Raw genomic sequence first — 12,310 nt, 5'->3', positions numbered from 1 at the left:
CCACTTATAAAGTGAAACTTTAATCAGTGGGGGTTTTGTTCATCCCCCACTGATTATTAGCCTTCACCAATCGGGCTTTTACGGGCAGCCCGACCCCCACCTAACTTCTTTGCTTCCGCTGAATTTTGAGGTGGGGGTCTTACTGCCCGGCAAATAGCGGGATAAAAGGTTCACTTTATTCTCGATTTACATATAAAATAAGAACAATAATAAGTACACTTAATATAGTCGTACCAATAGAGTAAGAATAAAAAACCATACAAATTGGTAAACAAGCGATTGTAATTAACCCTGGCTTTGTAAATCCTTTAAATATTAAATAAAAAACAATAAAAATACCTATGAGGGTAAGCGCTATCAAATAATCAAATGCGATGAGTCCTCCGATAAATGTCGAAATGCCCTTTCCGCCCTTACCTTTAAACAACATTGGGTAAATATGTCCAATAATAACGGTCAATAATGTTAACATTACGAATGTAGCATCTTCAAAAAGATATTTTGCTATACAAACTACAATTGCACCTTTAATCGCATCACCTAAAAATGTAGCGACGAAATACCATTTTCCATATACACGCCCCATATTTCTTGCGCCAGGATTTCCGCTTCCTTCATCCCTAATATCAACATTATGTCTCAACTTTGTTACTATATAAGCGGTCAAGATGTTACCAAATAAATAAGAAGCTATCAAATACAAAAACTGCATACTATTAATCATGTAATCATTCACTTTCTACATGGGAATACATATACACTATTCAATTACTACGTATATTGTACATTTTTCAATCTACATCCCTTTGTACATTTTAACACCATATTTTTTCAAATCATACAAAAATTCTCATTTACCTATTTACACTTTAAAATATAAATCCTTCATTAAATAATATGTTCCTTTCACTGCCATTTCTGATTGTGATACAAATGTAAGTTCTTCAATCCTTTCCTCACAGCACTTCTTAAATACATCATATATTTCAGGAACTAAACGTAATATGCTACCACTTACTGCAATTGGAGTTAAAAACTTACATCGCATCTTATTATAAACATCTACTGTAATTCTCGCTAATTCCTTACCAGCTTGCATCATAATTTCATGTGCACCCTCATTCCCATTTCTCGCTTCCTGAATAACTAATGGTGCGATTGCTGCAACTTTATCTTTTGAAGAAGTATATACTAGGCTTTTTATATGAGACGGTGTCAAAAGTTGAAACTGCCTTTGAATATTCAAGCTTAATGGACAAAGGCTAACTCCTTGATCGAATTGTAATGCCATTTTCTTTAAAGCTTGTAATGCAATCCAATATCCGCTTCCTTCATCCCCTAAAATATGTCCCCATCCACCGCTATACTCGTATACTGTCCCTTTCTTTCCTAGGCAAATCGCACCTGTACCGCCAATTGTTAAAATTCCTTCCTTCCCTTTTAAAGCAGCTGCATGTGCAATCATTGCGTCATTAAAAACTGCAATTTGTGTTCCGTACTTCTTTTTTAAACGTATTGTTAATTCATTTGTATTTGCTCCACTTATACCTGCTAATCCTAAACAAATACAAACGCAATGCTCATTTATTAAACGTTCCCAACATTGATTAATCGCATCTATAATATGTGTGAGTGCATTCTCATAATTTATTACTATATTTCCAAATCCACTCGTACCTCTCGCAAGCTCATTTCCGTCTTGATCAAATGCAATTGCTTCTGTCTTCGTCCCCCCACCATCTACTCCAATCATATACTTCATTTACTTGTCCCACTTTCATCTTCTATTCGTAGGGAAAGTTACATTCCCTAAAACAACCGGTTCCTTAGCACCTGTAGCACTCGGCACATTACTCGGATTACGATGGTACGTTTCGTTTGCTAAAACTGCAAATGCGATTGCTTCTTTCGCCGCTGAAGAATACCCAATATCTTCTTGAATACATATTCTGCATCTTTTTTCTCTTAATTTATTCTGTATCATTTCGACAAGTGTGTCATTATAGCTTCCGCCTCCACCTAGAACTACCTCATCAATTTCATACAATGGAAAAATAAACTCCTTATAATGCTGGACAATTGAACTTGCTGTAAACATCGTGACAGTCGTCAATATACTTTCTTTACTATATTTTTCAAATCGCTTTAATAATTCACTCACAAACTCTTTTCCAAATTGTTCTCTACCTGTTGATTTGGGTGGTTTCATTTTTAAGAATGGATGGTTCATACAGTATGTTAATATTTCATCTACAACTACTCCCTGTTTTGCAATTTCACCATTTTGATCATATGGTAAATGGAATAATCTTTGACACACTTCATCAATTACCATATTTCCTGGACCAGTATCAAAAGCAATAACACTTTTATTACTTCGTTTACTTGGAATGACTGTAACATTACCAATTCCACCAATATTTTGCAGTATCCTATTTTTAGTTTGATGCTGGTATAAAATAATCTCTGAATATGGTACAAGTGGTGCGCCTTGTCCTCCTGCTGCCATATCCATCGTTCGAAAATTAGAGATTACTGTTGTTTCCGTTTCATATGCTATAACGGCTGGTTCTCCAATTTGTAATGTCGAAGAAATAAAATTGCCTTCTTGCTTTGGCTGATGATAAATCGTTTGTCCGTGAGAACCTATTAAATCTAATCGTTCCAATGACAAATTAGCCTTTTTACAAACTTCCTTTACAGCATTAGCAAAACATAAACCAAGCTTAAAGTTCAAACTGCATATCAATTGAACATTAGATGTATCAATTGATAAAGCCTGCTGTATCTCATTTTTTATATCCTTACAAAATGGAACAGTAGTAAAATGAATGAGTTCAACTTTAGAATCTACACCGTTTCCTTTTATATGAACGAGCGCTACATCTATTCCGTCTAACGATGTACCGGACATTATCCCTGCAATATACATACTATGCATGCCCCCTATTCACTAAAAAACAATTATGTAAGTAAACAACGTACAACCTACAGAAAACAATATAAATCTAATAAACAACTGGACTTTCGATACAAAGGTGCCATCAATGAAAGAAACAACGATCGTAAGCAAAACACTTGCCGCAATACTTGTAACGAGCCATATACTATGCATTTGTGATAGATTTAGCATTCTTAATACAGGTACTAAAAGTAAATTTGCACATATTACTCCAAACAATAATATAAATACACCTTTATAACTAAATTTTATATTCATTCCTTTACACCTTCTCTCAGTTTAATATGAAAGAAGTGATAGACAAAAAGTCTATCACTTAAAATAACCGTATAAAGCTTAAGAACTAACAGATTCCCCGTCACCATTCTTTTCAATTTCAAGCATATTTTTGTCATACATTTTAAAGAATGGTAGGTAAATAAGAAATGATATCGCTATATTTATAAAAACTAATACCACTGCGCGCCAATCCCCACCTGTGGCTAAATACGCGCCAATTGGAGCTGGTAATGTCCACGGCGGCATAATATGTGTTGGCGTTACAAATCCCATCGCAGTTGCTGAGTATGCAACAGTTGCTGTTACGAGTGGTGTAATGATAAACGGGATAATTAAAATTGGATTTAGTACAATCGGTAATCCGAAAATAACAGGTTCATTAATATTAAAAATACCAGGAACAATACAAGTTCTTGATAATGCTTTCGAATATTTTGATCGACCAAATACAATCATAACTAATACAAGCCCTAACGTCGCACCAGAACCGCCAATCCATATAAACCATTGATATAACGGTTCTGGTGATATGAATGGCAACTGATCTGCTCCACTAGCAACTGCTTCACCATTTTTCCCTAAGTAAACTTCCCATAATGGCCGAGCAACAGTTCCAACAACCGACACACCATGGATTCCGAATGACCAAAAAAATGTAATTAAAAACACTGGAATGATTACACCGAAGTAACTATCACCAGCTTTTACTAATGGTGCTGCTAATTTATCAACAACATGGTGTAAATCAATGCTAAAAACGACAGTTACTAGACTCATTATAATAATAACGAATGCAGCAGGTATAAGTGCTTCAAATGAACGTGATACAGATGGCGGTACTTGTTCTGGCATTTTAATCATTACATTTTTCGTCTTACAAAACCTTAAAATCTCTACGGATAAAATAGAAACAATCATCGTCACAAATAATCCATGACCTCCGAGATTTGTCATCGGAAGCATAAATCCTTTTTTATCAATTAATTCAGGGGTTAACGTTAATAGCAGTGAACATACCGCAAGCTGTGCTCCTGATAAAGCATCTAGCTTATAACTTTTTGCTAAATTATATCCTATTCCAAATGCTATATATAAAGACATAATAAACATCGTTAACCGATATGGTATTAATATACTTGTTTGATTTTTCAATGCCCATACTGATATGAAACTATCTTTCGGTAATGGTGGAAATGCTACTATTAAAAAGAAACTCCCTACGATAATAAATGGTAACGCCGAAATAACTCCATCACGGATTGCTTGTAAATGCCTCTGTTCAGAAAGCCTTGCCATCGGTCCAGATAAGTTTTTATCAAGAAACGTGACAAACTTATTCATAACGCTTCCCCCTAACTAATTAATTCATTTACAGTTTTCAACAAAGTCGGTCCACCAAGCGGTGTGTATGCTTGCGGTGGAATAATACCGCACGGAATGGATTCCTCTTCTGCAAATTTTTTTACAGAGTCAAATCGGTGTCTTATTTGAGGTGCAACCATTACAACATCCCAACCATTCTTTACTTCTTCCTCTACCTCATTCGTTCCAATTGCATGCACTTCCATGCTCACACCTTTTTTCTCCGCTTCTTTTTTTAAAGCGTTTACAACAATTGCGCTGGACATTCCTCCAGAACAAACGAATAAAACTTTCATTATTGAAGCCTCCTATACTTATAAATTATTTCCTTCAAATGAAAGAAAGTTTCACTTTACTAACAAGCATATGAAGACATGAAACGATTTAGTTATACTGAAAGTAAATTTCACTAAAAATATTTTTCCTATTAAATTAATGTTTCAATATTTATTTTTCTCAATTGCAAGGCCAACCTCACATCATATATTATTTTAAATAATCGTATAATAGGGAGGCGTATAAATGATTATGAAACGTTTATTAATGATGTGTTGTATCATCATCTTGTTTACTCCTTTCTCTTTCATTTCCCCTCACTCTACCTATGCTGAAGTAAATACTACTTACAAAAAGCATGAATTACGCGCTGTATGGATAGCATCTGTTCTTAATATTGATTGGCCCTCAAAAACTGGCTTACCTATCGAAAAGCAGAAACAAGAATTTATAAAATTATTAGACGATGTAAAAAACACTGGTATGAACGCAGTCGTTGTACAAATAAAACCAACCGCTGATGCTTTTTATCCTTCAAATTACGGTCCTTGGTCTGAATACATTACAGGTACACAAGGAAAAGACCCTGGATACGACCCGCTCGCATTTATGATTGAAGAAGCACATAAAAGAAATATAGAATTCCACGCATGGATTAATCCATACCGAATAACGATGAATCACACTGATATAAATCGACTATCAGAAAATCACCCTGCAAGACAACATCCCGATTGGGTTGTACCTTACGGCGGGAAGCTATATTACAACCCTGGTATTCCAGAAGTGAAAAACTTTATAACAGAAGGCGCTTTAGAAATCGTAAAAAATTATGATGTTGATGCAATTCATATGGACGATTATTTTTATCCTTATAAAGTAGTTGGCGAAGAATTTCCTGATCAAAAAACATTTGAATTATATAATAACGGGAATTTTTCAACTATCGAAGATTGGCGTCGCAATAATGTAAATGAACTCGTAAAAGGTTTAAATACTGCTATAAAACAAGAAAAATCATACGTAAAGTTTGGCATTAGTCCGTTCGGCGTATGGCGAAATATAGCTGACGATCCAACTGGCTCTAATACAACCGCAGGTCAAAGAAACTACGATGATCTTTATGCTGACACACGTGAGTGGATACAAAAAGGGTACATTGATTACATTACACCGCAAATATATTGGAATATCGGTTTCACACCTGCTGCATATGACATATTAATAGATTGGTGGGTAAAAGAAACAAATAACAAACCGATTCACCTTTACATCGGTCAAGCGGCTTATAAAATTAATAACAACTCTGTCCCTGCTTGGTCTAATCCAGAAGAATATCCGAAGCAAATCGCATTAAACCATCAATATCCACAAATAAAAGGTAGTATGCATTTCAGTTTAAAAGATATAAATAACAATCCACTCGGAATAAAAGATAGACTCTCCAAAGACATATATATACATCCTGCATTAATCCCGCCCATGCCTTGGCTTGATCATGATCCACCAAAACAACCTATTTTAAAAGGTGCCATTCCAAGAGATGAAGGTATTGCTGTAGGAATAATTGACAATAGAGATAATGACTCTGCTTATTACGCCATTTACCGTGTGAATGAAAAAAATGAAGTGGATATACACAACCCAAAACATTTACTTACCACTGTAAGAAAAACAAAACTTGGAGAAATTTACGTAGATAAAACGGCTATTTCTGGAGAAACGTATACGTATGTGGTAACTGCAGTTGATCGATTGCATAACGAAAGTGTTGCTTCTAGTTATACTACCGTTAAGGCAAAATAAAATCTCAAAAAAAACGCCTTAAAGCTGAGAAACACTTAGCTTTTAAGGCGCTTTTTCTATTTATTCTTAAACTTCTCAGTCGCTGCTCTCATCTTCACATTCAAATCATGATCAATGGAGTCCCGAATATCACGCTCTACTACTTCCATTTCTTTTTTGAAATTTTGCAAGTAGACTTTTAACTCTTCTTCTTTTTCTGGTCGTTGTGACGGAGGTAATTGCACCACTAAAGATAACATCGCAGTTAAATCTTTCATTAAGAACGTTTCAAGTTTATGTTGTTGTTCAAACATACGCTGCTCTTGATAATACGGCAATGCATTTAATACTGAAATTGTAATAGCATCAACTGTTCTTTGTAATGAAGGATTTATCGAGCGTTTATACGTTTGAATTGTATTCAATGCATCTGGATATCGATCATAAAAATACAATTTATAAAACGATAGGTCTGACGGTTTTACAGTTTGCTGCGTTTCTTGTCTTAAGAAATCTTTCACTTTCATCACGGCCACATCGATATCTTCATTTGTAAGCTTTTTCGTTGTTTTTGCCATTACATGCACTTTTTTCTGTTTTTCTTTCGGTAACATTGAAAATACTTGCTCTCTCGTACGTTGACTTGATGTACAGAAAAGAGTATTCAATGTATGTTGTTCTTTCTTTCCTTCTGTACGAATCCATCGATAAAAGAGTGGATGTTGCGTAAACTCTTGTAAAAACGGTGTCGATTTATTCGATAATTTTTCTATAGAATCTTGCGCCCTCTTGTATGGTTTCGTCCATGAAAAATACAGTTTACGTCCGAAATATACTACTAAAACAACGACAGTAAATGCGATTAAAAGTAATGTACCTAATAGTACTAATACTGTTTGAATGAAACTCATTTTTTCACCTCCTCTAATAATCTGTTATTTTCTTGGACGTTGAATGAGTTTCTGCTTCATCTCATCATTAAATGTGTCTAATTCAATGACAAATTTCTTACTAGACTCAATAATACGTTCTGACGATTTCTCAGAAGCTTCAATCGCAGCGAATACATTTTGGAATGATTCACGTAATTTATCCATGCTAATAGCAGGATTTTCAAGCAACTTTGTTGTTTCTTCTGTATTTTGTTTCAATGCTTGAGAGTTACTTAATACCATTGATTCAATTGCTTCATTTGTCGCATTAACAGCATCAATTGTTTTACGTTGATTCGTTAATGCTAGCTGAATAGCAGCTGAAACTGTTACAACGTTTTGCGTCATCGTAATTGCATTACGAATTGCCTCTGTTAACTTTTCATTATTTTTCTTAATGATATCTACAGATGCAATCGATTGTAATAGTACACTTTTCGCTTGCTGCATATTACGTGTACGTACAAGTATCTTTTCTAATGCATCGTTTATTAATGGAATATCTCTTTGACGCTCTGGGTTTTGCTTCTCAGCTTCAAGCATCCCAGCAAGTTTTTTCCCTAAGTATACTTGTTTATCAAGAGCATGAATTTTATCATGCGATTGCTCTTTTAACATTTCAAGGCCAACCGTATCTTCTTGCAAATTGTCACGGCCAATTAGAAGGGATCTAATAATCTCCTCGATTTGCTTATCTATAGATTGGTATTTATGCACATATGTTTCAAGTGGATTTTTTTTGAATACTTTAAACATTATTTTCTTCATACCACTTGCTTTTAATGAATTCGGATCAAGCTCTGATACCACTTTTCGTAACTCTAACAATGTATTTGGAATTTCTTCATTTTTCCCATTCATCATCGCTGTTACAGGACGTTTTAACGCCGATAACGTTTGTCCTGCTGCTTGTTGCTCTTTATCCCCTAAATCTCCTAGCTGAGACAATACTTTTGATAAATCTGTATTTTGCTCGCTATTTAACTTTTGTACATAAAGATCAGCTTCTTTATTCAATTCATCAAGTTCTTCATCTTTTATAACTGTATCAACTACTACTCCTACATTATTATCTTTCACAATTGATACGGGTTCTTTTTTCTCGAGTTCAGTCAACAAAATCGCTCCTTTATTTATATGTGCGAATTTATATGCACTATTTTTCATTTCATTTATCGTATTTCATGTACAATCAGTCTGTTTGAAATCGATTTTTCAAGAAATATCTGCTTATGCAGTCATTCCCTGTTTCTTAGTATAAGTATACCTGTTATCCACATTATTTTCCTCAGACTTAAGACCTAGAGAAGAACATGCTGAAGGCGGATTCTTCGTATGTTATCTATATAATTTACATTCTTTCTGTCATGCTGTAGTCTATCTTTTGACATTTGCCCGCTTTCAATGTGATAATTATATTACGTTCACTTCTATTTATTTTTGCGCGCTACAAATGCTCCCTTTTGAAACGCTAATAACACCGTTTCAAACACATCATCCTCTTCAATCATTTTTATGAAATCAGCTAATTCACTCGCATGGGAAGTTGCATTATCAATAACAAGAAATCCTTTTGGTTGTAAAATACGTTTTATATGCTCAAGCCACCACATGTATTGTGTACGCTCTGAATCTAGGAAAATAAAATCAAATGAATAATCGAGTTGCGAATCTAAAAATGCCCCTGCTTCTTGATTATGAACATCGATTCTTTGTAATAGGTTTGCCTTTTCAAAATTTACAAGCGCCTCTCCCACTCGTTCTGAAGAAAGCTCTACCGTTGTTACATTTCCATTTGTTTTTTCTACCGCATTCGCTAACCACAATGTAGAATAACCATTAGAAGTTCCAATTTCTAAAATTTTTTTTGCATTACACCCTTTTACTAAAATTGATAAAAATTGCCCCATTTCACGAGAAACATTCCGTAATTTTTCTTCCCGTGTTTTTTTATTCCGATCATGCTCTTCTCCATATTGTTCAAGTTGAAATAATAATGAATTTAACGTATCCATTCTTTTCATCGCCTTTCCAAGCAATATGATGAAAAAGCTCTTGCTGCCCGTCTACTTTTCATTATATGCGAAACGAAACCCTTTTTCTCGTTATATGACAAAGATTTTAATTTTTTTATAGCATATTGTTTCGTTTTTTGGTAAAGTTAATTTCTACGTGCAATTATTCCATTCCTATCATTTTACATTAAAATTGCAGTTATTAAATAATATAAACCCCATTTAAATGAATCGGTATTTCAAATTCAATTAAGCGCCCTTTTCGGACGCATTTTCTTTTGTTTATATATTTCTCGAAGAAAGGATGCTTACAATGAACGTGATTAGCTTAGATGCTGCAAGAAAGCGAAAACAGCATAAAAAATTAATGATTACAATACCGATTATTACACGTATTTATGAAGAAGACGGGGAAATTAAATTTGAGGTAGCCGGGGAAAAAGATGTACCTCTTGAAATGTTAGAAAAGTAATAAAATAAAGACGCATTTCAGTTGAAATGCGTCTTTATTTTATATTTTCACGTTTAAATGCATAAGTTTTTCAGGATTAACCATCATATAAATGTTTGAAATTTTCTCATTCTCAAATGCAAATGAAAGTACATAAGTCACTTTATTATTTATAGTAACAATAACTCCTGGTGCACCATTTACCATTTTAAAATTAACATTGTACTCTGCCGGGAATTTTTTCGCAATTCCAAAAAACAAACGTATAATTCTATCTGCAGAATAAATCGGATGAATTGCAGTTGTCACTTTACCGCCACCATCTGCTTTGAATATCGCATCTGTTTTTAATACTTCTAACATGCCTTCCGCATCCCCACACTGTAATGATGATACAAACTTTTCAACATAAGCAGCCATTTTCTTCGTACTTAATTTTGATTGCTTCGGTTTATCCAAAATACTTTTTCGTGCCCGTTGAAAGATCTTCCTACAGTTCACACTACTCTTATCAACAATTGAAGCTATTTCTTCGTATTCATAACTGAAAACCTCTCTTAATATGAATACAATCCTTTCCACTTCAGACAGTTGTTGTAAAAGTAATAAATATGCTGTGGAAAGGGATTCTTTTATTACAAATGACTCTGATGGCTCATCACTCTCTTCTACAAGTGGCTCTGGTAACCACATCCCCACGTACACGTTACGTTTATGCGCTGCCGAACGTAATTTATCGATTGAACGATTTGTCGCCATCTTACACAAATATGCTTTCATATTTTCGATAGACTGTATATCCTCTATATTATCAAGCGAGATAAATACATCCTGAACGATATCCTCAGCATCCATAACACTCCCAAGGATTCTATATGCTAACGAAAATAATAATGGCTGATATGCTTCATATAATTGCTCCGTTTCCATGATGAACACCTTCACTTTCTAATTGCTTTAAAATGTGTAACGCTGCACGTTTTCCGCTTGCTACTGCAGCATCAGCTAATAATTCATCCTGCCCAGTCCAATCACCTGCAACGTAAACACCTGGCATTTCAGGGATATTAGGACCTGGAGTTTCAACTCGTTCAATATGAGAAAAATCATATGCCACTGTTATTTTCGGTAAATATTGCTGCGCAACAACTTCTCTTTTCCAATTTGGATGTAACAACTCCATCGCACTTTCTAACTGTTCTTTATCTTCATGAATATGATTCATCTCTAGCGCAGGATTATGGTACTTAATTAGACTCACTGCAATGGATCCATCTTCACTTAATTTAGCTGCTCTTGATTGATTCGTGAAAAATATAGGTTGATCTAATCCTAATGCAAATTGATGTGTAGGATTGGGTAATCGTCTCAAACCAATATCTAATGCAGCAACGGTAACCGGTACCGATTGTTCACTCCATCTATGCAAACTTGTTCCTTCTGTCCCTTTTATTATTTTACAAGCCTCTTTCGGTGGAGTCGTCACGATGACTGTACCTACTTCAAATACCTCATCGTCAAAACAATGTATTCTTTGTTTATCTTCATCATGCTCTATTTCCAAAACATGCTTTTTAGCCAAAAATTGCACCCCGACATTATTGGCTATATCTCTTAATTTTGTTATAATCGTCTCCCAACCACCATCTACATAAAGTACACCTTCTTTCATAGATAGTTGTGTTTGCTTTAGTACTGAAGAAGCTATTTGTATTGTAGGAGCAAACGTATATGTTGTTGTTCGGCATAGGGCATAAAATATATTGCGAACCATTGGATCTTTTATTTCATTTTCCGCCCATGCAGTTAGGCTCATTTTTGGAACTTCTCCTACATCTAAATTCCCTAAACGAATCATAAGACGTGAGAATTGTACTTTTGCAGACCACGAAAGTAGTGGCGTTGATAAAATAGAGCGAAAATCTGTTGGGATAGTGAATATATCCCCTTTCCATATTCCATGTGCTTTTGTAGTTGGTATTCCACCCGGAAGATTCATACCGAGCTCATTAAAAGTTAAAAATGCTGCTCCTCCTCTATATAAGGCATGTGCACCAAGATTCATGCAGATCCCATTTTTATTTATAGTCATCCCTCGACCACCAAATCGACTGGACTTTTCTAATACAATCACTTTCTTTCCAGCTTTCGCTAAATATATAGATGCTGTTAATCCAGCAAGCCCACCGCCAACAATTGCTACATCAAATTTCTTCATAATAAAATCCCTCCTTATCGTTCTACATAC

Annotated in this window: 13 protein-coding genes; 2 read left to right on the top strand and 11 right to left on the bottom strand. The window is 34.8% G+C overall.

The features are described from left to right. Positions 1-175: 175 nt before the first annotated feature. The 6 genes from plsY to JDS81_RS21190 form a co-directional block, all read right to left on the bottom strand. Entirely contained in the window at positions 176-724 is a 549-nt protein-coding gene (plsY, locus tag JDS81_RS21215) for a glycerol-3-phosphate 1-O-acyltransferase PlsY (RefSeq protein ID WP_097954115.1), read from the bottom strand. A 138-nt stretch (positions 725-862) separates the two neighbouring features. Beyond that, the gene (locus JDS81_RS21210; RefSeq protein WP_097954116.1) at positions 863-1,762 is read right to left on the bottom strand and encodes a BadF/BadG/BcrA/BcrD ATPase family protein; all 900 of its coding nucleotides are present in this window, start codon (positions 1,760-1,762) and stop codon (positions 863-865) included. Positions 1,763-1,777: 15 nt separating this feature from the next. After that, complete coding sequence (gene anmK / locus JDS81_RS21205) at positions 1,778-2,932, bottom strand: anhydro-N-acetylmuramic acid kinase AnmK (RefSeq protein WP_097954117.1); 1,155 nt, start codon at positions 2,930-2,932, stop codon at positions 1,778-1,780. Positions 2,933-2,953: 21 nt separating this feature from the next. After that, positions 2,954-3,220, bottom strand: a complete 267-nt coding sequence (locus JDS81_RS21200; RefSeq protein ID WP_001021950.1) for a hypothetical protein — start codon at positions 3,218-3,220, stop codon at positions 2,954-2,956. A 78-nt stretch (positions 3,221-3,298) separates the two neighbouring features. Then, positions 3,299-4,582: a PTS sugar transporter subunit IIC gene (locus JDS81_RS21195; RefSeq protein WP_097954118.1), complete on the bottom strand. Its 1,284-nt coding sequence runs from the start codon at positions 4,580-4,582 to the stop codon at positions 3,299-3,301. A gap of 11 nt (positions 4,583-4,593) precedes the next feature. Beyond that, positions 4,594-4,899: a PTS sugar transporter subunit IIB gene (locus JDS81_RS21190; protein WP_000865901.1), complete on the bottom strand. Its 306-nt coding sequence runs from the start codon at positions 4,897-4,899 to the stop codon at positions 4,594-4,596. Positions 4,900-5,125: 226 nt separating this feature from the next. On the opposite strand from JDS81_RS21190, the gene JDS81_RS21185 reads away from it, so the two are divergent. Beyond that, entirely contained in the window at positions 5,126-6,685 is a 1,560-nt protein-coding gene (locus JDS81_RS21185) for a glycoside hydrolase family 10-like protein (RefSeq protein ID WP_097954119.1), read from the top strand. A 56-nt stretch (positions 6,686-6,741) separates the two neighbouring features. Here the strand turns inward: JDS81_RS21185 and JDS81_RS21180 are convergent, their stop codons facing one another. The 3 genes from JDS81_RS21180 to JDS81_RS21170 all read right to left on the bottom strand — a co-directional run bounded on the left by JDS81_RS21180 (position 6,742) and on the right by JDS81_RS21170 (position 9,620). Further along, positions 6,742-7,575, bottom strand: coding sequence for a DUF3974 domain-containing protein (locus JDS81_RS21180; protein WP_097954120.1), 834 nt, complete (start codon positions 7,573-7,575; stop codon positions 6,742-6,744). Between the two features lie 24 nt (positions 7,576-7,599). After that, on the bottom strand, positions 7,600-8,712 hold the full coding sequence (locus JDS81_RS21175) for a toxic anion resistance protein (protein ID WP_000137414.1): 1,113 nt from the start codon (positions 8,710-8,712) through the stop codon (positions 7,600-7,602). A 314-nt stretch (positions 8,713-9,026) separates the two neighbouring features. Further along, positions 9,027-9,620, bottom strand: coding sequence for an O-methyltransferase (locus JDS81_RS21170; protein ID WP_097954131.1), 594 nt, complete (start codon positions 9,618-9,620; stop codon positions 9,027-9,029). 304 nt (positions 9,621-9,924) lie between these two features. Here JDS81_RS21170 and JDS81_RS21165 point away from each other — a divergent pair, with 304 nt between their 5' ends. Further along, positions 9,925-10,083, top strand: a complete 159-nt coding sequence (locus JDS81_RS21165) for a hypothetical protein (RefSeq protein ID WP_001100984.1) — start codon at positions 9,925-9,927, stop codon at positions 10,081-10,083. A 39-nt stretch (positions 10,084-10,122) separates the two neighbouring features. Here the strand turns inward: JDS81_RS21165 and JDS81_RS21160 are convergent, their stop codons facing one another. Together JDS81_RS21160 and JDS81_RS21155 are read right to left on the bottom strand one after the other, a co-directional pair. Continuing rightward, positions 10,123-10,992, bottom strand: coding sequence for a sigma-70 family RNA polymerase sigma factor (locus tag JDS81_RS21160; protein ID WP_000447133.1), 870 nt, complete (start codon positions 10,990-10,992; stop codon positions 10,123-10,125). Beyond that, positions 10,970-12,280, bottom strand: a complete 1,311-nt coding sequence (locus JDS81_RS21155) for a phytoene desaturase family protein (RefSeq protein WP_097954121.1) — start codon at positions 12,278-12,280, stop codon at positions 10,970-10,972. Before JDS81_RS21155 ends, JDS81_RS21160 begins: the two co-directional genes overlap by 23 nt. Positions 12,281-12,310 lie beyond the last annotated feature (30 nt).

It is taken from the genome of Bacillus cereus group sp. N31, assembly GCF_016483245.1.
Lineage (GTDB): Bacteria > Bacillota > Bacilli > Bacillales > Bacillaceae_G > Bacillus_A > Bacillus_A toyonensis.
This window is presented reverse-complemented; position numbering and strand designations above follow the sequence as displayed.

Bases quoted from the DNA above. Each gene is read 5' to 3' on its own strand.
- plsY (WP_097954115.1), bottom strand. From the start codon at position 724: ATGATTAATAGTATGCAGTTTTTGTATTTGATAGCTTCTTATTTATTT.
- JDS81_RS21210 (WP_097954116.1), bottom strand. From the start codon at position 1,762: ATGAAGTATATGATTGGAGTAGATGGTGGGGGGACGAAGACAGAAGCA.
- anmK (WP_097954117.1), bottom strand. From the start codon at position 2,932: ATGTATATTGCAGGGATAATGTCCGGTACATCGTTAGACGGAATAGAT.
- JDS81_RS21200 (WP_001021950.1), bottom strand. From the start codon at position 3,220: ATGAATATAAAATTTAGTTATAAAGGTGTATTTATATTATTGTTTGGA.
- JDS81_RS21195 (WP_097954118.1), bottom strand. From the start codon at position 4,582: ATGAATAAGTTTGTCACGTTTCTTGATAAAAACTTATCTGGACCGATG.
- JDS81_RS21190 (WP_000865901.1), bottom strand. From the start codon at position 4,899: ATGAAAGTTTTATTCGTTTGTTCTGGAGGAATGTCCAGCGCAATTGTT.
- JDS81_RS21185 (WP_097954119.1), top strand. From the start codon at position 5,126: ATGATTATGAAACGTTTATTAATGATGTGTTGTATCATCATCTTGTTT.
- JDS81_RS21180 (WP_097954120.1), bottom strand. From the start codon at position 7,575: ATGAGTTTCATTCAAACAGTATTAGTACTATTAGGTACATTACTTTTA.
- JDS81_RS21170 (WP_097954131.1), bottom strand. From the start codon at position 9,620: ATGAAAAGAATGGATACGTTAAATTCATTATTATTTCAACTTGAACAA.
- JDS81_RS21165 (WP_001100984.1), top strand. From the start codon at position 9,925: ATGAACGTGATTAGCTTAGATGCTGCAAGAAAGCGAAAACAGCATAAA.
- JDS81_RS21160 (WP_000447133.1), bottom strand. From the start codon at position 10,992: ATGGAAACGGAGCAATTATATGAAGCATATCAGCCATTATTATTTTCG.
- JDS81_RS21155 (WP_097954121.1), bottom strand. From the start codon at position 12,280: ATGAAGAAATTTGATGTAGCAATTGTTGGCGGTGGGCTTGCTGGATTA.